The organism is Variovorax sp. SPNA7 (assembly GCF_033807855.1).
Classification (GTDB): domain Bacteria; phylum Pseudomonadota; class Gammaproteobacteria; order Burkholderiales; family Burkholderiaceae_C; genus Variovorax; species Variovorax beijingensis.
On sequence record NZ_CP138513.1, the window covers coordinates 1,723,088 to 1,741,928 of the forward strand.

At 68.4% G+C, this 18,841-nt stretch carries 19 protein-coding genes; 6 read left to right on the forward strand and 13 right to left on the reverse strand.

The window, feature by feature from the left end; all coding sequences use genetic code 11:
- Nucleotides 1-2: 2 nt before the first annotated feature.
- The 6 genes from RZE77_RS07905 (at nucleotide 3) to RZE77_RS07930 (ending at nucleotide 7,185) form a co-directional block, all read left to right on the forward strand.
- A complete protein-coding gene (locus RZE77_RS07905; protein WP_319441381.1) occupies nucleotides 3-2,387 on the forward strand; it encodes a xanthine dehydrogenase family protein molybdopterin-binding subunit in 2,385 nt (794 codons plus the stop codon).
- A gap of 21 nt (nucleotides 2,388-2,408) precedes the next feature.
- Nucleotides 2,409-3,200, forward strand: coding sequence for an FAD binding domain-containing protein (locus RZE77_RS07910; RefSeq protein WP_319441382.1), 792 nt, complete (start codon nucleotides 2,409-2,411; stop codon nucleotides 3,198-3,200).
- Between the two features lie 70 nt (nucleotides 3,201-3,270).
- Nucleotides 3,271-4,257, forward strand: coding sequence for an AAA family ATPase (locus RZE77_RS07915; protein ID WP_319441383.1), 987 nt, complete (start codon nucleotides 3,271-3,273; stop codon nucleotides 4,255-4,257).
- 26 nt (nucleotides 4,258-4,283) lie between these two features.
- Nucleotides 4,284-5,498, forward strand: coding sequence for a vWA domain-containing protein (locus RZE77_RS07920; RefSeq protein ID WP_319441384.1), 1,215 nt, complete (start codon nucleotides 4,284-4,286; stop codon nucleotides 5,496-5,498).
- 32 nt (nucleotides 5,499-5,530) lie between these two features.
- On the forward strand, nucleotides 5,531-6,148 hold the full coding sequence (locus tag RZE77_RS07925; protein ID WP_319441385.1) for an SRPBCC family protein: 618 nt from the start codon (nucleotides 5,531-5,533) through the stop codon (nucleotides 6,146-6,148).
- A 14-nt stretch (nucleotides 6,149-6,162) separates the two neighbouring features.
- On the forward strand, nucleotides 6,163-7,185 hold the full coding sequence (locus RZE77_RS07930; protein WP_319441386.1) for an XdhC family protein: 1,023 nt from the start codon (nucleotides 6,163-6,165) through the stop codon (nucleotides 7,183-7,185).
- 15 nt (nucleotides 7,186-7,200) lie between these two features.
- On the opposite strand, the gene mnhG is transcribed toward RZE77_RS07930, so the two are convergent.
- From mnhG to RZE77_RS07995, 13 genes are all read right to left on the reverse strand, one after another.
- On the reverse strand, nucleotides 7,201-7,557 hold the full coding sequence (gene mnhG, locus RZE77_RS07935; protein WP_021006333.1) for a monovalent cation/H(+) antiporter subunit G: 357 nt from the start codon (nucleotides 7,555-7,557) through the stop codon (nucleotides 7,201-7,203).
- Complete coding sequence (locus RZE77_RS07940) at nucleotides 7,554-7,832, reverse strand: K+/H+ antiporter subunit F (protein WP_021006334.1); 279 nt, start codon at nucleotides 7,830-7,832, stop codon at nucleotides 7,554-7,556. Before RZE77_RS07940 ends, mnhG begins: the two co-directional genes overlap by 4 nt.
- Nucleotides 7,829-8,320 (reverse strand): Na+/H+ antiporter subunit E, encoded by a 492-nt coding sequence (locus tag RZE77_RS07945; protein ID WP_319441387.1) that lies wholly within the window; start codon nucleotides 8,318-8,320, stop codon nucleotides 7,829-7,831. The genes RZE77_RS07940 and RZE77_RS07945 overlap by 4 nt, the downstream gene beginning before the upstream one ends.
- Nucleotides 8,317-10,023, reverse strand: a complete 1,707-nt coding sequence (locus RZE77_RS07950; protein WP_319441388.1) for a monovalent cation/H+ antiporter subunit D — start codon at nucleotides 10,021-10,023, stop codon at nucleotides 8,317-8,319. The genes RZE77_RS07945 and RZE77_RS07950 overlap by 4 nt, the downstream gene beginning before the upstream one ends.
- Nucleotides 10,020-10,373 (reverse strand): Na+/H+ antiporter subunit C, encoded by a 354-nt coding sequence (locus RZE77_RS07955; RefSeq protein ID WP_307654613.1) that lies wholly within the window; start codon nucleotides 10,371-10,373, stop codon nucleotides 10,020-10,022. The genes RZE77_RS07950 and RZE77_RS07955 overlap by 4 nt, the downstream gene beginning before the upstream one ends.
- The gene (locus RZE77_RS07960; protein ID WP_319441389.1) at nucleotides 10,373-13,324 is read right to left on the reverse strand and encodes a monovalent cation/H+ antiporter subunit A; all 2,952 of its coding nucleotides are present in this window, start codon (nucleotides 13,322-13,324) and stop codon (nucleotides 10,373-10,375) included. Before RZE77_RS07960 ends, RZE77_RS07955 begins: the two co-directional genes overlap by 1 nt.
- A 91-nt stretch (nucleotides 13,325-13,415) precedes the next feature.
- On the reverse strand, nucleotides 13,416-13,793 hold the full coding sequence (gene crcB / locus RZE77_RS07965; protein WP_319441390.1) for a fluoride efflux transporter CrcB: 378 nt from the start codon (nucleotides 13,791-13,793) through the stop codon (nucleotides 13,416-13,418).
- 34 nt (nucleotides 13,794-13,827) lie between these two features.
- Nucleotides 13,828-15,129, reverse strand: a complete 1,302-nt coding sequence (locus RZE77_RS07970; RefSeq protein ID WP_319441391.1) for a TRAP transporter large permease — start codon at nucleotides 15,127-15,129, stop codon at nucleotides 13,828-13,830.
- The gene (locus RZE77_RS07975; RefSeq protein ID WP_319441392.1) at nucleotides 15,122-15,628 is read right to left on the reverse strand and encodes a TRAP transporter small permease; all 507 of its coding nucleotides are present in this window, start codon (nucleotides 15,626-15,628) and stop codon (nucleotides 15,122-15,124) included. Before RZE77_RS07975 ends, RZE77_RS07970 begins: the two co-directional genes overlap by 8 nt.
- A gap of 17 nt (nucleotides 15,629-15,645) precedes the next feature.
- Nucleotides 15,646-16,614: a TRAP transporter substrate-binding protein gene (locus RZE77_RS07980; RefSeq protein ID WP_319441393.1), complete on the reverse strand. Its 969-nt coding sequence runs from the start codon at nucleotides 16,612-16,614 to the stop codon at nucleotides 15,646-15,648.
- 212 nt (nucleotides 16,615-16,826) lie between these two features.
- Nucleotides 16,827-17,168: a ComEA family DNA-binding protein gene (locus RZE77_RS07985; RefSeq protein WP_319441394.1), complete on the reverse strand. Its 342-nt coding sequence runs from the start codon at nucleotides 17,166-17,168 to the stop codon at nucleotides 16,827-16,829.
- Nucleotides 17,169-17,318: 150 nt separating this feature from the next.
- Complete coding sequence (lapB, locus tag RZE77_RS07990) at nucleotides 17,319-18,497, reverse strand: lipopolysaccharide assembly protein LapB (RefSeq protein ID WP_319441395.1); 1,179 nt, start codon at nucleotides 18,495-18,497, stop codon at nucleotides 17,319-17,321.
- On the reverse strand, nucleotides 18,487-18,825 hold the full coding sequence (locus RZE77_RS07995) for a LapA family protein (RefSeq protein ID WP_124956869.1): 339 nt from the start codon (nucleotides 18,823-18,825) through the stop codon (nucleotides 18,487-18,489). Before RZE77_RS07995 ends, lapB begins: the two co-directional genes overlap by 11 nt.
- Nucleotides 18,826-18,841 lie beyond the last annotated feature (16 nt).

Below are 18,841 nucleotides of genomic sequence, written 5' to 3' on the forward strand. Positions count from 1 at the left end.
TCATGGGTGCCTCCGACTTCTCGAACCTGCCCCACATCGGCGAAGCGCTGCGGCGCAAGGAAGACTATCGCTTCCTGACCGGCGCGGGCAATTACACCGACGACATCACGCTGGCCAACCAGAGCCATGCGGTCTTCGTGCGCTCGCCGCACGCCCACGCCGCCATCAAGTCGGTCGACACGTCCGAGGCGCTCAAGATGCCCGGCGTGGTCGGCATCTTCAGCGGCAAGGACATCGAGGGCAAGATGGGCGGCCTGCCCTGCGGCTGGCTCATCAACAACCCCGATGGCACTCCCATGAAGGAGCCGATGCACCCGATCCTCGCGATCAACAAGGTGCGCTACGTGGGCGACCACGTGGCCATGGTGGTGGCCGAGACTGTCGAGCAGGCCAAGAACGCGGCCGAGGCCGTGGTGGTCGACTACGACGTGCTGCCCGCCGTCGTGAGCGTGGCCGATGCCGCCAGGAAGGCGAGCGGCGTCACGCTGCACGACGAGGCACCCGACAACCAGTGCTACAAGTGGGCGCTGGGCGACAAGGCGGCGGTCGATGCGGTGTTTGCCAATGCCGCGCACGTCACCAGGCTCGACCTCGTCAACAACCGGCTGGTGCCCAACCCGATCGAGCCGCGCGTGGCCATCGGCAGCTACAGCCGTGGCACCGACGACTACACGCTCTATGTGTCCAACCAGAACCCGCACGTCGAGCGCCTGCTGATGACGGCCTTCGTGCTGGGCCTGCCCGAGCACAAGGTGCGCGTGATCGCGCCCGACGTGGGCGGCGGCTTCGGCTCCAAGATCTTCCTCTACGCCGAAGACGTGTGCCTGACCTGGGCCGCCAAGCAGCTCAACCGCAACATCAAGTGGACGGCCGAGCGCTCGGAGTGCTTCCTGTCCGACGCGCACGGCCGCGACCATGTGAGCCATGCCGAAATGGCGATGGACAAGGACGGCAAGTTCCTCGCGATGCGGGTGCACACCGACGCGAACCTCGGCGCCTACCTGTCGACCTTCTCCACGGCCGTGCCGACCATCCTCTACGCCACGCTGCTCGCGGGCCAGTACACCACGCCGCAGATCTACGTCGAGGTCGATGCCTGGTTCACCAACACCGCACCGGTCGATGCCTACCGCGGCGCGGGCCGGCCCGAGGCCACCTACCTGCTCGAGCGGCTGGTGTCGCGCTGCGCCTGGGAAATGAACCTGGGCCAGGACGAGATCCGCAAGCGCAACTTCATCACCACCTTTCCCTACCAGACCCCGGTGGCGCTGCAGTACGACACGGGCGATTTCCACGCCTGCATGGACAAGGCCCGCGTGCTGGCCGATGTCGAAGGCTATGCGCAGCGCAAGTCGGCCAGCGAGGCCGCGGGCAAGCTGCGCGGCATCGGCTACTCGAGCTACATCGAGGCCTGCGGCATCGCGCCGTCGAACATCGCCGGGGCGCTGGGCGCGCGGGCCGGCCTGTTCGAGTGCGGCGAGATCCGCGTGCACCCCACCGGCAGCGTGACGGTGTTCACCGGCTCGCACAGCCATGGCCAGGGGCACGAAACCACCTTTGCGCAAGTGGTGGCGGCGCGCCTGGGCATTCCGGTCGACAACGTCGACGTGGTCCATGGCGACACCGGCCGCGTGCCCTTCGGCATGGGTACCTACGGTTCGCGCTCCATCTCGGTGGGCGGTGCCGCCATCATGAAGGCGCTCGACAAGATCGAGACCAAGGCCAAGAAGATCGCCGCGCACCTGATGGAGGCGAGCGATGCCGACATCGAGTTTGCGAACGGCGAGTTCACGGTCAAGGGCACCGACAAGAAGATCCCTTTCGGCCAGGTGGCGCTCACGGCCTACGTGCCGCACAACTACCCGCTCGACAAGCTCGAGCCCGGCCTGAACGAAACCGCCTTCTACGACCCGACCAACTTCACCTTCCCGGGCGGCACCTACATCTGCGAGGTCGAAGTCGACAGGCAGACCGGCGAGGTGCGCGTGGACCGCTTCACCGCGGTGGACGACTTCGGCACCATCATCAACCCGATGATCGTCGAGGGCCAGGTGCACGGCGGGCTGGTGCAGGGCATCGGCCAGGCGCTGCTCGAGAACTGCGTCTACGACAACGAAACCGGCCAGCTTCTCACCGGCAGCTTCATGGACTACGCCATGCCCAGGGCGGGCGACTTTCCGCAGTTCAAGCTCGACACCGTGTGCACGCCGTGCACGCACAACCCCCTGGGCACCAAGGGCTGCGGCGAGGCGGGGGCCATCGGCTCGCCGCCGGCCGTGATCAACGCCGTGCTCGACGCGCTGGCGCCGCTGGGCGTCAAGGACTTCGACATGCCCGCATCGGCCAGCCGCGTCTGGGAAGCGATGCAGGCGGCCGCCTCCCACTAGAACAACGAAGGAACCCACACCATGTATGCCTTCACACTCGAACGGCCGGCCACCGTGGCCGATGCGGCCAAGCTCGTTGCCGCGGGCGCCAAGCCGCTGGCCGGCGGCCAGACCTTGCTCGCCTCCATGAAGCTCAGGCTGTCGGCGCCAGAGCAGCTCGTGGACCTGGGCGGCATCAAGGAGCTCACCGGCATCAGGAAGGACGCCGGCACGATCACCATCGGCGCGATGTCGCGCCACCTCGACGTGGCCAACAACGCCGACGTGAAAGCCGCCTTCCCGGCGCTGGCCGACCTGGCCGGGCGCATCGGCGACCGGCAGGTGCGCGCGATGGGCACCATCGGCGGCTCGGTGGCCAACAACGACCCGGCAGCCTGCTACCCCAGCGCGGTGCTCGGCTCCGGTGCAACGGTCATCACCTCGAAGCGCGAGATCGCGGCGGACGATTTCTTCCTGGGCCTCTTCACCACGGCACTCGAAGAAGACGAGCTGATCACCGCGATCCGCTTCCCGATCCCGAAGCGCGCCGTGTACGAGAAGCTGCGCCAGAAGGCATCGAACTTTCCGCTCGTCGGCGTGTTCCTTGCGCAGACGGACAGCGGCGTGCGCGTGGCCATCACCGGCGCGGGCAACGGCGTGTTCCGCCACGCGGGGCTCGAAGATGCGCTCAACAAGAGCTTCACCGCAGCCGCCGCCGCGGCCGTGAAGATCGACGCGAGCGATCTCAACAGCGACCTGCACGCCTCGGCGGCCTACCGCGCCAACCTGATCAGCGTGCTCACGCAGCGCGCCGTCACCAGGGCGCTGGGCTGAACCAGGCAGCGCCGCCACCGCTCGCAGGCCGGAAGGCGCGACAACCCCGCGTCTTCCGCTACGCTTCGCCATGATCTTTCCGACCATCGATTCCCTTTCCGAAGGCTTGATGCAGGCCGGCTACTTTGCCGACCGGCGCCTGGCCACGGCCGTGTTCCTCGCGCTCAGGCTGCAGCGTCCGCTGCTGCTCGAGGGCGAGCCCGGCGTCGGCAAGACCGAGCTGGCCAAGGCGCTGTCGACCGCGCTGAATCGCGAGCTGCTGCGCCTGCAGTGCTACGACGGGCTGGAACAGCGCGAGGCGCTCTACGAATGGAACTACGCTGCGCAGCTCTTGCACATGCGCGCGGCCGAAGCCACCGGCGCCATCGTGGCCCCCACGCTCGGCGCTGGCGCGTCCTCGCTGCCCCCCGAGGGGGCTCTCGCGCCTTCGGGCGGCCGGGCGGCGCTCGTGCGCGACGTCGAAGCCGAGGTCTACCAGCCGCACTACCTGATCCGCCGCCCGCTGCTGCAGGCCCTGCAGACGCCCGCGCCGGGCGCCGTGCTGCTGATCGATGAAGTGGACCGTGCCGACGAGCCCTTCGAGGCCTTCCTGCTCGAATACCTGGGCGAGTACCAGGTCAGCATTCCCGAGCTCGGCACCGTGCGCGCCGTGGTGCCGCCGGTCACCATCCTCACCAGCAACCGCACGCGCGAACTCAACGACGCGGTCAAGCGGCGCTGCCTCTACCACTGGCTCGACTATCCGGAGCGCGAACGCGAACTCGCCATCGTGCGGGCCCAGGTGCCGCAGGCCGGCGAGAAGCTCTCGGCCCAGGTGGCGGCCTTCGTTGCGCGGCTGCGCGATGCGCCTTTCGTCAACGCCTTCCAGCGCGCGCCCGGCATCGCCGAAAGCGTGGAGTGGGCGAGGGCGCTGATCGCGCTCGATACCGTCGAGCTCGACCCCGAAGTGGTGGTCGACACCGCCGGCATCCTGTTCAAGCAGCGCGACGACGTGGCGGCGCTCACGCGCGAACTGGCATCTGATCTGCTGAAACCAGAGGAGCCGGTCGCGCCCTGAGCGCGCCCGAAGGTCGAGGCGCCCGCATGGCCGGCATCCAGCAACTCGGCGACGTACGCAGCGGCAAGCTGGCCGGCAACATCACGGCCTTCGGCCGCGCCCTGCGACGCGCCGGCGTTCGCACCGATGCGATGCGCATTGCGCTGGCCGCCGAAGCGGCCACGCTGGTGGGGGTGGAAAGCAGGCTCGACCTGAGCGCCGCGATGGAAGCCGTCATGGTGAGTCGCGAGCAGGACCGCATGGTGTTCCGCGAACTCTTCGACGCCTGGTTCCGCGACCCCGAACTCGCCAACAAGCTGCTCGCGCAGATGCTGCCGAGCGCCGAAGGCAAGGCCGAGCCCTCCAAGCGGCGCCCGCGCGTGCGCGAAGCGCTCACGGCGCCGCGCGATCCCGCCAGGCCCGTTGTGGCCGCCAAGCCCGACAAGGAGATCGAGTTCGATGCTGCCATGACATCGAGCGACCGCCAGCGCCTGCAGCATGCCGACTTCAATGCGCTTGGCGCGTCCGAGTACCGGCTGGTGGAACGGCTCGCGCGCGACGTCAGCTTGCCCATTCCTTCGCTGCCGTCGCGCCGGTTGCGCGCTGCCAACGATGCAGGTTCGCAGCACGCGCGCATGCACTGGCCCGGCGTGCTGCACGAGGCGGCGCGCACGGGCGGCGAAATACTTCGCCTGCCGAAGCTGAGCCGGCGCGAGCAGCCCTTGCCGCTGCTGGTGCTGGTCGACGTGTCGGGCTCGATGGAACGCTATGCGCGGCTGCTGCTGGCCTTTCTGCATGCATCGACGCGGCGGGCCGGACGGCGCGACGTGTTCGCCTTCGGCACGCGCCTGACCGATCTCACGCCGGCCTTCCGGCTGGCCGACACCGATGCCATGCTGGTGGCCGCCGGCCTGGCCATCGACGATTTCGCGGGCGGCACGCGGCTCGGCAGTTCGCTGGCCGAGCTTCGCCGCGCGCATGCCCGCCGCCTGACCGGCCGCCGCACGCTGGTGCTGGTGATCAGCGACGGGCTCGACACCGGCGAGCCGGCGCTGCTCGAAAGCGAGCTGCTCTGGCTCAAGCGCCATTCGCGCCGCCTGCTGTGGCTCAACCCGCTGCTGCGCTTCGAGGGCTACGCCCCTTTGGCGCGTGGGGCCAGTGTGCTGCACCGGCATGCGGACGCGATGCTGGCGGTCCACAATCTCAGTGCCCTCGAACAGCTCGCAAGCAGCCTCGCCGCCCTGATGCGGTCCGGGCGCTAGGGACTTCACAGAAGCAAAAAAGGAAAACCACCATGGAAATGCTCGGCAACCGCCGCCTCGGCGTCACCCAACAACAGGCCTGGGAAGCGCTCAACGATCCCGAGACGCTCAAGAAGTGCATTCCCGGCTGCGACAAGTTCGAGCTCACGGGCGACAACCAGTACAGCGTGGCGCTGGCGCTCAAGATCGGCCCGGTGTCGGCCAAGTTCAGCGGCAAGGTCGCACTGTCCGACATCGTGGCGCCCGATGGCTACAAGCTCAGCTTCGAGGGGCAGGGCGGCGTGGCGGGCTTTGCCAAGGGTTCGTCCAGCGTGACGCTGCGGCCGTTGGACGGCGCCGCCGAAGCCGCGCCGGCACCGGGCGGCTGCGAACTCGACTACACCGTGCAGGCGCAGGTCGGCGGCAAGATCGCGCAACTGGGCCAGCGCCTCATCGATGGCGCCGCCAAGTCGACCGCCGACGACTTCTTCAAGCGCTTCGATGCCGAGATGCAGAGCCGCTACGGCCCTCCGCCGGCCGCCGCGACCGAGGAAACGGCCGAGGCGCCCGCCGAAAAGGCCGGCATGATGTCCGGCCTCATGAAGAAGATCGGCCTCGGCAAGAAGGACGACAAGGACGCGTCCGCCGCACCGGGCGACGCCAGCAGCTAGGAACGGATCAGGCGATGGAAAATCTCGACGTCATGGTGCTGCGCACGCTGCGCGACTGGCGGCAGGCCGGCAAGCGCGCGCTGCTCACGACCGTGGTGCGCACCTGGGGCTCGTCGCCGCGGCCGGTCGGCTCGATCATGGCGCTGGCCGACGATGGCGCGGTGGTGGGTTCGGTCTCCGGCGGCTGCATCGAGGACGACCTGATCGCGCGCTACAGCCATGCGCACGGCAACGGCGAACAGGTGCCCGTTGGCGCGCCGCCCGTGCTCGTGAAGTACGGCATCACGGCCGACGAGGCGCACCGCTTCGGGCTGCCCTGCGGCGGCACGCTGGAGCTGCTGCTCGAATACGACCCTGATGCGGCCGCGCTCGACACGCTGGTCGCCCAGCTCGAGCAGGGCCGGCTCATGCAGCGCACCGTCACGCTCGCGACCGGTGCCGTGCGGCTCGCCGAAGCCACCGCGCCCGACGCGCTCAAGGTGAACGACACCGAGCTCACCAACACCTTCGGCCCCGAATACCGCATGCTGCTGATCGGCGCCGGCCAGCTGGCCGAGTACCTTGCCACCATGGCCAAGTTCAGCGGCTTTGCCGTGACGTTGTGCGACCCGCGCGCCGAATACCGCACCGCATGGACGCTGTCCGGCGTGGAGATCACGACCGAGATGCCCGACGACGCGGTGCTGGCCTTCAAGCCCGACCGCCGCAGCTGCGTGGTGGCGCTCACGCACGACCCCAAGCTCGACGACCTCGCGCTGCTCGAGGCACTGCAGAGCGAGGCCTTCTACGTGGGCGCGATCGGCTCGCGCCGAAATGCCGAGGCGCGGCGCGGCCGCATGATCGAGCACTTCGGCCAGACAGAGGAATCGCTCGCGCGGCTGCGCGGCCCCATCGGCATCTACATCGGCAGCAAGACGCCGCCCGAGATCGCCGTGAGCGTGATGGCCGAGATCCTGGCCGTGAAGAACGCGGTGACGCTGCCGCGCGAAATGGAAGTGGCGCGCGCCAAGGGGATGCAGCAGCTCGCGATGAGCTGATTGCTGGCGCCGGTTTCAGCCCGACTTGGCCGCCGGCGGCACGTCGCCGCCCTTTTGCCGTTCACGGAAGAGCGCGGCGCGCATCAGGAAGATGGTGGTGATGGGCGCCGTGAGCGCAATGAACAGGACGATCAGCACGGCGTGCAGGAAGAGGCTGAAGCCCTGCACCGAGAAATAGACGATGGTGGCAATCGTCATGCACCACACGCCCACCGTGGCGCCGAGCGTCGGCGCATGGATGCGGCGGAAAAAGGTGGGCAGCCGCACGAGACCGAAGGAGCCGATGGCGGCAAAGGCCGCGCCCAGCACAGCGAACACGGCGGTGACGATTTCCGCCCACAGCGGCAGCGGCCCCACGATGAAATCCGTCATTCGATGACCTCCCCGCGCAACAGGAACTTGGCCATCGCCGTCGACCCGACGAAGCCGAACAGCGCCGTCAGCATCGCGGCTTCGAAGTACACGTTGCTCGCATAGACGATGCCCAGCACCAGCATCATCAGCATGCCGTTGATGTAGAGGCAGTCCAGCGCCATCACGCGGTCCTGTGCGCTCGGGCCCACCAGCAGCCGGGCCAGCGCGCAGAGCATGGCCACCGCCAGCAGCAGCAGCGCGAGTTTCAAGGCCCAGAAAAGTACAGGCGTCATGATTCGAAGATCTCCATCAAGGGGTGCTCGTAGCGCTGCTTGATCATGGCGATGAAAGCGGCTTCGTCGTCGACGTCGAACACATGGATCAGCAGCGTGCTGCTGTCGAACGCGATCTCGCCCCAGGCGGTTCCGGGCGTGAGGCACATGATCATGGCCAGCACCGCGAGCCCGTTCGGGTCGCGCAGCTCCAGCGGCACGTTGATGAACCGCGAGGCGATGTGCGAGGTGCGGCGCGTCAGCAGCCGCCGCGCCACGAAGAGCGCCGATTCCAGCATGTCGGCCGAGGCCCGGCCCGCGAGCCGCAGCGCGACCCAGGGCTTGCGCATGCGCACCGTGGCGGGCCGCAAGCCCTTGGTGAGCAGCGGAACCGCAATGGCCAGCAGCGCGGCCGACAGCAGCGTGGCGGCTTCGAGCGACTGGTTGAGCAGCAGCCACACCGCAAACAGCGCCAGCGAGAGCGGCGGCGAAGGAATCCAGCGCTTCATGGTGCCGGGCCTTCCGCGGGGGCCGCGGGGTTGGGCACCTGCCGCGCGCCCATCACGGCGTTGCGGTAGGCGGTGGGCGTGCGCAACCCTTCGGCGGTGGTGATGGCGTGGCGCATGACGGGGCCGGCCCAGATTGTGAGCGCCACGCTGGCTGCGAGCAGTCCGGCCACCGGCAGCACCTCGAGCGCGGGCAAGGCCGGCATGGTGGGATGCGGCTGGGTCCAGAAGTGGCGCATGCCGGTGCGGCTCAGCGCAATCAGCGCCAGCAGGCCCGAGACCACCAGCAGCGCCAGGAAGATCCATGCGGGCACCGAGGTGCCGCCGGTGGAGAAGGCGCCCGAGAGCATCGCGAACTTGCCCACGAAGCCCGACAGCGGCGGCAGGCCCGCGAGCAGCAGGGTGCAGCCGATGAAGCTCAGCCCCAGGAAGGCCACGCCGGCGGGAATCGCACGGCCGTAGAGCGCCTGCGCCTCGTCGTCGAGGTTCACGTCGTCGAGCACGCGCAGGTCTTCCGCGAGGAAGGGCGCATTGCCGGCCCTCTCGTGCGGCGCAACGCTCATGCCGGCGTTGCGCCAGCGTTCGATCATGTCGGTCAGCAGGAAGAAGGCGCTCACGGCCAGCGTCGAGCTCAGCAGGTAGTAGAGCGCGCCGGCCCACACGGCCGGTTCCCCGAGTCCGATGGCCGCGAGCAGCGTGCCCGCCGACACCAGCACGCTGAAGCCCGCGAGGTTGGAGAGCCGCTGCGTGCCCACGATGCCGATGGCGCCCGCGAACAGCGTCGCCAGCCCGATCGCGATGAGCGCGGACTGACCGAACGCGGCCGAGCTGCCGGCATCCGGCGCGAAGAGCAGCGTCCACAGCCGCAGCAGCGTGTAGATGCCGAGCTTGGTCAGGAGTGCGAACACGGCGCCCACCGGCGACACCGCCGCGCTGTAGGCCGGCACCAGCCAGAAGTTGAGCGGCCAGGCGCCGGCCTTGGCGAAGAACGCGGTCGCGAGGATGGCGGCGGCCGCATGCACGAGACCGCGGTCGGCCGGTGCGAGCTGCGCGATGCGCATGCCGAGGTCGGCCATGTTGAGCGTGCCGGTCGCGCCGTAGAGCAGCGCCGCGCCGATCAGGAAGAGCGACGAGGCGGCCAGGTTGATGGCGATGTAGTGGAGCCCGGCCTGCACCCGCAGCCGGCCCGAGCCATGCAGCAGCAGGCCGTAGGAGGCTGCGAGCATGACCTCGAAGAAGACGAACAGGTTGAACAGGTCGCCCGTGAGGAAGGCGCCGTTCAGGCCCATGAGCTGCAGCTGCAGCAGCGGATGGAAATGCACGCCCGCGCGGTCCCAGCGCGAGGTGGAATAGATCGAGGCCGCAAAGGCGACCACGCCCGTGAGCGCCACCATCATGGTCGACAGCCGGTCCGCCACCAGCACGATGCCGAAGGGTGCCTGCCAGTTGCCCGGCAGGTACACGCCGACCGAGCCGGGACCGTCGCCGGTCTCGGGCGCATTCACCCAGCGCAGCAGCGCCAGCGCCGCCAGCAGGCCCACCAGCCCCGAGACCACGCTCAGGGCCGACTTGGTGCGGCGCCGGCTTTCGCCCAGCAGCAGCATCAGTGCGGCCGTGAGCAGGGGCACGAGGATCGGCACCGCGACGAGGTGCGGCATGCTGAACTCGAGCAGCCGGTCGAGCAGCTGGAGCAGTTGCCCCGTCATTCCGCCGCCTCCTGCCGCTCTTCGCCGTCCACGTGGTCGGTGCCGGTGAGGCCGCGCGAGGCCAGCAGCACCACGAGGAACAGCGCCGTCATCGCAAAGCCGATCACGATCGCCGTCAGCACCAGGGCCTGCGGCATCGGGTCGGCGGTGTTGGCCAGCGTGGCGGTGATGCCCTTGACCAGCACCGGTTCGCTGTCGAGCTTGAGCCGCCCCATGCTGAAGATGAACAGGTTGACCGCGTACGAGATGAGCGTGAGGCCCATGATCACCTGGAAGGTGCGCGGACGCAGCAGCAGGTACACCCCGGAGCCGGTGAGCACGCCGATGGCCAGGGCGAGCACGATCTCCATCAGCGCGCTCCTTCCGGACTTGCGCTGGCGGCCGCCGCGGCTTCGGCCTCGGCTTCCTTCTCGCGCTGCTCGTCGGCCCAGCGGTGGCTGCGTATCGACTGGTGGGCCAGCGCGGTGAGGATCAGCATGGTGGCGCCCAGCACCAGCGCGAACACGCCGATGTCGAAGAACAGGGCGCTCGGCACGTGCAGCTCGCCCAGCACGGGAAGGTACAGGTGCGCGGTGTGGGTGGTCAGGAACGGATAGCCGAACGCCACCGCGCCGCTGCCCGTGGCCAGCGCGAGCAGCAGGCCGCCGGCGATCCAGCGGCGCGGATAGATGCGCAGGTGCTCTTCCACCCACTCGGTGCCCGAGACGATGAACTGCAGCACCAGCGCCACCGACATCACCAGCCCCGCGACGAAGCCGCCACCGGGTGCGTTGTGCCCGCGCATGAAGAAATAGACCGACACCAGTACCGCGAGCGGCAGCAGCAATCGCACCAGCACGGCCGGCACCATCAGGTAGCCCACCGCCGTGTCCTTGGCGAGGCGCGGGTTCAGCAGGTCGCTGCTGCCATCGTCGGCCTGCGCGCGCTGCTGCACCGGCAGGGCCATCGATTCGCGGGCCGGCCGGAAGCGGCGCAGCAGTGCATAGACCGTGAGCGCCACCACGCCCAGCACGGTGATCTCGCCGAAGGTGTCGAAGCCGCGGAAGTCGACCAGCATCACGTTGACCACGTTGGTGCCGCCGCCCTCGGTGAGCGCATGCTCGAGAAAGAAGGGCGAGATGCTTTGCGGAAACGGCCGCGTCATCATCAGCCACGCCAGCGCCGCCATGCCGCCGCCGACGCCGGCCGCCACCAGCAGGTCGCGTCCGCGCCGGCCCCAGGGGCGCAGCCTGGCGCGCGCCGGCTGGACCGCGTCCTTGCTGCGCATCGGCAGCCAGCGCAGGCCCAGCAGGATCAGCACCGTGGTCACGGCCTCGACCACGAGCTGCGTCAATGCAAGGTCGGGTGCCGAGAACCAGATGTAGGTCACGCAGCACACCAGCCCGGCGCCCGAAGCCAGCATCAGCGCCGCCAGGCGATGGAACTTGGCCTGCCATGCCGCCGCCAGCGCGCAGACGCCGCCGATCAGCCAGGTCATCGCGAACATCGGCGAAAAGGGCAGCAGCTCGCGGTCGCCGCGGGCGACGGGTGCCGTCCAGAGCGAAGCCGCGGCGCCCGCCACCGCAATCAGCAGCAGCAATTGCGACTGCATGCGCCGCGTGCCCAGCAGGCGGCGGCTGCGCCGGCCGGCCTCGCTGAGCCGCGCGAGCAGATGCTCGAAGATGGCCTGGCCGTCGAAGCGGTGCAGGAGCGGCGTGTGCTCGAGCTTGCCGTCGGCGCGGCGGCGGCGCTGCGACAGGTAGAGCGCCATGCCGCCCGCCAGCGCCAAGAAGCTCATCGCCAGCGGCAGGTTGAGGCCGTGCCACACGGCCAGGCTGTATGCGGGCAGCACGCCGCCGACCACCGGCGTGGCGGCAGCGGCCAGCAGCGTGCCGACCGACCAGGCCGGCGCCACGCCCACCACCAGGCAGACCAGCACCAGCAGCTCGACCGGCACGCGCATCCAGTGCGGCGGCTCGTGCGGCTGCCTCGGCACCTCGGGCCCGCAGGGCGGACCGAAGAACACGTCGAACACGAAGCGCGCCGAATAGGCCACGCTGAAGACGCCTGCAACGGTGGCAATGACCGGAAGGCTCAGGCTGATCCACGGCGTCGCCTGGATGAACACCGTCTCGGCGAAGAACATTTCCTTCGAGAGAAAGCCGTTGAGCAGCGGTACGCCGGCCATCGATGCGCTCGCGATGATCGCCAGCGTGCCGGTGATCGGCATCAGCCGCAGCAGGCCGCTGAGCTTGCGGATGTCGCGCGTGCCGCTCTCGTGGTCGATGATGCCGGCCGCCATGAAGAGCGATGCCTTGAAGGTCGCGTGGTTGATGATGTGGAACACCGCCGCCACCGCCGCGAGCGGACTGTTCAGGCCCAGCAGCAGCGTGATGAGCCCGAGGTGCGAGATGGTCGAGTACGCGAGCAGCGCCTTCAGGTCGCGCTGGAACATCGCGATGAAGCCGCCGAGCAGCAGCGTGATCGCGCCCGCGCCGCTCACCAGCCAGAACCATTCTTCGGTGCCCGACAGCACCGGCCACAGCCGCGCCATCAGGAACACGCCGAGCTTCACCATGGTGGCCGAATGCAGGTAGGCCGAGACCGGCGTGGGCGCCGCCATGGCGCGCGGCAGCCAGAAGTGGAACGGGAACTGCGCGCTCTTGGTGAAGGCGCCCAGCAGTATCAGCACCAGGGCCGCCGGATAGAGCGCATGCGCGCGGATCTCGTGGCCCGAGGCGAGCACCACGTCGAGTTCGTAGCTGCCCGCGATGCGGCCCAGCACCACCACGCCCGCCAGCAGGCAGAGCCCGCCGGCCCCGGTGACGGTGAGCGCCATGCGCGCGCCGCGCCGCGCGTCTCTGCGGTGATGCCAGTAGCCGATCAGCAGGAAGGAGAACAGGCTGGTGAGTTCCCAGAACAGCACCAGCTGGATCAGGTTGCCCGAGAGCACCACGCCCGTCATCGCGCCCATGAAGGCGAGAAAGAACGAGAAGAAGCGCGGCACCGGATCGGACGCCGACATGTAGTAGCGCGCATAGAGCACCACCAGCGCGCCGATGCCGAGCACCAGCATGCAGAACAGCCACGCGAAGCCGTCCATGCGGAACACGAGGTTGAGCCCGAGCTCGGGCAGCCACGCGATCTCCTGGCGCAGCACGTTGCCGCGCGCGATCTGGGGAAAGAACCATGCGGTCTGCAGCGCGCAGCCCAGTGCGACCAGGCCCGCCAGCGTCGACTCCCGGTTGCGCGCGTTCGACGGCATCAACGCGGCCAGCACGCTGGCAACAAAGGGGAGTGCGACGAGAAAGACCAGGGGCATTGCGGTCGATTCTATCGACCGGTCCCCCGGAAAATTCCCCCGGAAACCCGCGAAGATCGACGGCCTTGCAGCCCGGCGATGGGTCGATCGATCAGGCGGCCAGGGCCTGCACGCTGCGAATGCCCAGCCAGGTCAGGAACAGCGATCCGCCGAGGTGGGCCGTTGCCGTGAGCAGTGCCACGCCGAGCCGGCCTTCGAGAAGCATGGTCACGACCTCGGCCGAGAAGCTCGAGAAGGTGGTCAGGCCGCCGAGAAAGCCCGTGACCAGCGCGAGCCGCCAGGCCGGATCGAGGTCGGGCAGCAGCTGGAACGAGGCAATGGCCACGCCGATGAGGTAGCCCCCGATCAGGTTGGCGGCCAGCGTGCCCCAGGGCATGAGTCCGCCCGCACCGAACCAGAGTGCCAGGCCCCAGCGCGCCAGCGCGCCCACGGAGGCACCCATGCAGATGGCAACAATCGGAAGCAGCATGGGCCTATTGTCGGGGTGCGCCCGGCGTTGCTGGTTATGGCGCCATCTGCTGCGGCAGCCAGGTGACCAGTTGCGGCACGAAGTAGATGATCAGCACGGCCGCCACCATCAGGAAGAACATCGGCAGCGTGACCCGGGCGATGTACAGCAGGTCCCGTCCCGTCATGCTCTGGAGCACGAACAGGTTGAAGCCGACCGGCGGCGTGATCTGTGCCATCTCGACCACCAGCACCACGAAGATGCCGAACCAGAGGGGATCGATGCCGGCGGCGATGACCGTCGGCATCACCACGCCCATGGTGAGCACCACGACCGAAATGCCGTCGAGGAAACAGCCCAGCACGATGAAGAAGGCCGCGAGCATGACCACCAGCTGGAACTGCGAAAGGCCCAGCGAGGCGATCCACTCCGCCAGGTGCCGCGGCAGGCCGATGTAGCCCATCGACAACGTCAGGAAGGCGGCACCGGCGAGGATCAGCGCCATCATGCAATAGAGCCGCGTGGCGCCGAGCAGGGCCTCCCTGAAGTTGGTCCAGCTCAGCGAGCCTTGCGCCGCGGAAATGATCAGCGCGCCGACCACGCCCACCGCGGCGGCTTCGGTGGCCGTGGCGAAACCCGTGTAGATGGAGCCGAGCACGGCGAGGATCAGCAGTGCCACCGGGATCAGCGACAGCGAGGCGCGCAGCTTCGCGCCGAAGGACATCCTGAGGTCGGCCGGCGGCACCTGGTCCGGATGCCGCAGCGCCCAGAACATGATGTAGCCCGAGAACAGCAGGCCCAGCAGCAGTCCGGGCACCACGCCCGCGATGAACAGCTTGGAGATCGACACATCGGCGCTGACGCCGTAGACGATCATGATGATCGAAGGCGGAATCAGCAGGCCCAGCGTGCCGGCTCCGGCCAGCGTGCCGATCACCATGTCGTCCGGGTAGCCGCGCCGCTTGAGTTCGGGCAGGCTCATCTTGCCGATGGTCGCGCAGGTGGCGGCGCTCGAACCCGAGACCGCGGCGAACACCGCGCAGCCGACCACGTTGGTGTGCAGCAGGCGGCCCGGCAGGCTCTGCATCCAGGGCGCGAGGCCCTTGAACATGTCCTGCGAAAGCCGCGTGCGGAACAGGATCTCGCCCATCCACAGGAACAGCGGCAGCGCGGTCAGCGTCCAGCCCGACGCCGAGCCCCAGATGGTGACGGCCATGGCATCGCCGGCGGGGCGCGAGGAGAACAGCTGCATGCCGATCCACGCCACGCCCGAGAGCGTGAGCCCGATCCACACGCCGCTGCCGAGGATCAGGAACAGCGTGACGATCAGCAGCGCCGCCATTGCCACGTCATTCATGGCGCATCGCCTCCAGGTTCGTGCGCAGCGGGCGCCCCTTCCACTCGATCACGGCTTCGTCGATCGCGGCGATCGCGAAGATCACTGCGCCGATGGCCATGCCGAGCTGCGGAATCCACAGCGGCGTGGCGTCGTTGCCAGTGGAGATGTCGTTGTATTCGATCGACTGCATCACCAGGCGCACGCTGTAGGTCGCGAACAGCAGCGCCAGCAGGGCCGCAACACTCACGGCCCAGCGTTCGAGCCAGCGCCGCGCTGCCGGGCCGAGGCTCTGCATGACCAGCGTCACGCGGATGTGTTCGGCGCGCTTGAGCGTGTGGGCCAGCGCGAGGAAGCCGCAGCCAGCCATCAGGTAGCCGGCGTAGGCGTCGATGCCGGGCACGTTGAGGTGAATCTGCCGTCCGACGATGGACAGCAGCACCATCACCAGCAGGCCGACCATGAAAAGCGCCGCCAGGGCGGCGGCGCTGTTGTAGAGGAAATCGAGTGTCTTGCGCATCGGTAGGCAGCGCTGCCTCACATCTTCTTGTACGCGTCGACCACCGCCTGCCCCTCGGGGCCGGACTTCTCAAGCCATTCCTTGAGCATGGTGTCGCCCACCTTCTTCATGTCGGCCTTGAGCTGGTCCGAAGGCACGTGGATGGCCATGCCGTTCTTCTTGAGCAGATCGAGGTACTCGAGCGTCTTCTTCTTCGACAGATCCCAGCCGCGCTTCTCCGCCTCGGCAGCGGCCTTGAGCACCGCATCCTGCGTGGGCTTGTCGAGCGCGTCGAAGGCCTTCTTGTTCATGAGCACCGCGTTCTTGGGCAGCCAGGCCTGGGTGTCGTAGAAGTTCTTGATGTATTCGTAGGTCTTGGTGTCGTAGCCGGTGGATCCCGACGACATGTAGGACTCGATCACGCCCGTGGCCATGGCCTGCGAGAGTTCGGTCTGCTGCACCGTGACTGGCTGCGCGCCGACGAGTTCGGCGACGCGCGCGGTGGCCGGGCTGTAGGCACGCCACTTCACGCCCTTGAGGTCGGCCGCGGAAGAGATCGGCTTCTTCACGTAGATGCCCTGCGGCGGCCACGGCACGGTGTACAGCAGCGCCAGGCCCTGCTCGGCCAGTTTCTTTTCAAGCGCTGGCTTCTGCGCCTGGTAGAGCTTCCATGCGGCGTCGTAGCTGTCGGCCAGGAACGGGATGCCGTCGGCGCCGAACATCTGCCATTCGTTCTGGTAATTCACCAGCAGGATCTCGCCCAACTGGGCCTGCCCGCCTTGCACCGCGCGCTTGATCTCGGGCGCCTTGAACAGCGCGGCATTCGCATGGACGGTGATCTTGAGCTTACCGGCGGACGCCTTTTCCACGTCGCTGGCAAATTGCGTGATGTTTTCGGTGTGGTAGTTGCTGGCCGGGTAGGCCGTGGGCAGGTCCCACTTGGTTTGCGCGAAGGCTGCGGCGCCGAGGGTGAGGCCAGCGAGGGCAATGCCGAACTTGTGATTCATGAGCGCTCCGGAACGTATGAAAGTGAAAACGAAAGCGAGCATACGTGCAAATTCCGGGCCACTTCTGAGGCATTTCCCTGCCACGCCGCGCTGCGCAGCGGCCTGCCTTGCTGCTGCGGCGCACGCAAAAAAGCCGCCATGGCGGCGGCTTTCCACTGGGTTGCGGGCATGCCGCGAGCGCGGCGTCGGCCTGCTGGCCCCGAGCGTTTCGATCAGGGCTTGGCCGGCTTGGCGGCGGCTGCCTTGGTGGGCTTGTCTGCCTTGAGCGCAGCTGCTTCGCCTGCGTGGCCGCCGAAGGCCTTGCCGTTGACCGTGAGCCCTTCGGCCGACAGCTTCTCGGCCTTCTTTTCCTTCACGCCCTTCACGCGCTGCATGAAGTCGGGCCAGTCCTTGAACTCGCCTTCCTTGCGTGCGTCGAGGATGCGCTTGGACATTGCAGGACCGACGCCCTTGATGCCATCGAGATCGGCCGCCGTGCCCTTGTTGACGTCGACCGCGGCGAACGAGACAGCCGCAAACAGCATGGCCATCACGGCCAGGATTTTCTTCAGCATGATTTTCAAACTCCCTGATTTGTTGAGATCACAGTTCGCCGGCAGAAGACGCCGGCTCGCGTTCAACGATTCAGGGAAAGGCGCGTTGACGGCCCGGCGCGCCGCAGGGGCCGCGTTCACCATTGTTCCGAAACGTGTTCGGAATGTGGCTCAGAGCTCTTCGACGCGCCGCGGCGGATAGCTGTCCCAGGCCTGGCATCCGGGGCAGTGCCAGAAATGCTGGTGCGCCTCGAAGCCGCATGCGGCGCAGCGGTAGCGCATCAGCGGCCGGGTGGCCTGGTCGAGGGCGCGCTGCACTTGCGGGTGAAACTGCTCGTGCTCGAAGCGCTCGCCCGCAAGCCAGCGCGAGGCGGCCACCAGCGAGGGCTGCTGGGCGAGGTGTGCGATGTAGCCGTCGCGCGGAGCGAGCGGCTGGCCGTTGGCCGCCGGAATCGCACTGGTCGGCGAGCCGCCGAGCGCGATCAGCGCTTCGAGCCCGTCGATCGAGGGCGAATCGTCATAGTGCCTTTGCAGCAGCGCGAGCGCTTCGCCCTCGCGGTGGGCAGCCACCGCGGCCTGCTGCAGCGCAGCGGCATACAGCGGCAGGGCGAGGGGGGCGGTGTCGCTCAGCGCGACGAGGGTGTCGAAGGCCTTGGCGCCGTCGCCATTGCGCAGTTGCAGCGTGGCGGAATCGATGGCGGGGCGGGGCGCCTGCGGGGCCAGCGCGACAGCCTCGGAGAGCAGCCGGCCGGCCGCGGCCAGGTCGCCGGCCGCCACCTGCTCGGAGGCCTGCTCGCAGAGGTGGTGGGCCCGGCGCGTGCTGTAGCTGGCCTGGTCGGACTCGTCGAGCTTCTGCGCCACCGCGGCGGCCTGGGCCCATTCGCGCGAACGCTCGTAGATGGCCAGCAGCGAAAGCCGCGCCTCGTTCTCGTAGCGCGTGCCCTCGAGTTTTTGCAGCGCGGCTTCGGCGCGATCGAGCAGCCCGGCGCGCAGGAAATCCTGCGCCAGCGCGTGCTGGGCGCGTTCGCGGTCGCTGCGGCTCAGGTCGCCGCGCCCCAGCAGATGCTCGTGCACGCGCACCGCGCGCTGGTATTCGCCGCGCCGGCGAAACAGGTTGCCGAGCGCGAAGTGCAGCTCCTGCGTGTCGGGGTCGTTCTGCACGGCCTCGATGAAGGCATCGATGGCCTGGTCCTGCTGCTCGTTGAGAAGAAAGTTGAGGCCGCGGAAATACGCCTTGGGGGCTTGCCGGTTCTCGAGCTTGAGCTGCCGGATGTCGAAGCGCGAGGCGAGCCAGCCCAGCACGAAGGCAACGGGCAGGCTGATCAGCAGCCAGCTGGGATCAAAGTCCATGTTGGCGTACGGTGGGTAGATCGGTGGCAGAAATGGACGACGGCGCCGCTGCCGGAGCAGGCGTGGAAGGCGCGGGCGCGGCGGCTTCGTCGCCGCGCGTGGCCGGGACCTGGGCCGCCGCCGCACGGTGCTTCCACCATCCGGGCAGCATGCCGAGCGCACCCACCACGAGGCCGCCGGCGAAAGCCGCGAGCACGACGAGCACCAGGGGCGCGCGCCAGTGCGTGCCGAAGAAGAAATAGACGGTCGCGTCGTGCTGGTTGTTCAGCGCGAAAGCAAAAAGCGTAAAAAAAATGGCTGCCTTGAGCAGCCACAGGAGGTATTTCATAGCCGTTCCCGTTGCC

Bases quoted from the DNA above. Each gene is read 5' to 3' on its own strand.
- RZE77_RS07905 (WP_319441381.1), top strand. From the start codon at position 3: ATGGGTGCCTCCGACTTCTCGAACCTGCCCCACATCGGCGAAGCGCTG.
- RZE77_RS07910 (WP_319441382.1), top strand. From the start codon at position 2,409: ATGTATGCCTTCACACTCGAACGGCCGGCCACCGTGGCCGATGCGGCC.
- RZE77_RS07915 (WP_319441383.1), top strand. From the start codon at position 3,271: ATGATCTTTCCGACCATCGATTCCCTTTCCGAAGGCTTGATGCAGGCC.
- RZE77_RS07920 (WP_319441384.1), top strand. From the start codon at position 4,284: ATGGCCGGCATCCAGCAACTCGGCGACGTACGCAGCGGCAAGCTGGCC.
- RZE77_RS07925 (WP_319441385.1), top strand. From the start codon at position 5,531: ATGGAAATGCTCGGCAACCGCCGCCTCGGCGTCACCCAACAACAGGCC.
- RZE77_RS07930 (WP_319441386.1), top strand. From the start codon at position 6,163: ATGGAAAATCTCGACGTCATGGTGCTGCGCACGCTGCGCGACTGGCGG.
- mnhG (WP_021006333.1), bottom strand. From the start codon at position 7,557: ATGACGGATTTCATCGTGGGGCCGCTGCCGCTGTGGGCGGAAATCGTC.
- RZE77_RS07940 (WP_021006334.1), bottom strand. From the start codon at position 7,832: ATGACGCCTGTACTTTTCTGGGCCTTGAAACTCGCGCTGCTGCTGCTG.
- RZE77_RS07945 (WP_319441387.1), bottom strand. From the start codon at position 8,320: ATGAAGCGCTGGATTCCTTCGCCGCCGCTCTCGCTGGCGCTGTTTGCG.
- RZE77_RS07950 (WP_319441388.1), bottom strand. From the start codon at position 10,023: ATGACGGGGCAACTGCTCCAGCTGCTCGACCGGCTGCTCGAGTTCAGC.
- RZE77_RS07955 (WP_307654613.1), bottom strand. From the start codon at position 10,373: ATGGAGATCGTGCTCGCCCTGGCCATCGGCGTGCTCACCGGCTCCGGG.
- RZE77_RS07960 (WP_319441389.1), bottom strand. From the start codon at position 13,324: ATGCCCCTGGTCTTTCTCGTCGCACTCCCCTTTGTTGCCAGCGTGCTG.
- crcB (WP_319441390.1), bottom strand. From the start codon at position 13,793: ATGCTGCTTCCGATTGTTGCCATCTGCATGGGTGCCTCCGTGGGCGCG.
- RZE77_RS07970 (WP_319441391.1), bottom strand. From the start codon at position 15,129: ATGAATGACGTGGCAATGGCGGCGCTGCTGATCGTCACGCTGTTCCTG.
- RZE77_RS07975 (WP_319441392.1), bottom strand. From the start codon at position 15,628: ATGCGCAAGACACTCGATTTCCTCTACAACAGCGCCGCCGCCCTGGCG.
- RZE77_RS07980 (WP_319441393.1), bottom strand. From the start codon at position 16,614: ATGAATCACAAGTTCGGCATTGCCCTCGCTGGCCTCACCCTCGGCGCC.
- RZE77_RS07985 (WP_319441394.1), bottom strand. From the start codon at position 17,168: ATGCTGAAGAAAATCCTGGCCGTGATGGCCATGCTGTTTGCGGCTGTC.
- lapB (WP_319441395.1), bottom strand. From the start codon at position 18,497: ATGGACTTTGATCCCAGCTGGCTGCTGATCAGCCTGCCCGTTGCCTTC.
- RZE77_RS07995 (WP_124956869.1), bottom strand. From the start codon at position 18,825: ATGAAATACCTCCTGTGGCTGCTCAAGGCAGCCATTTTTTTTACGCTT.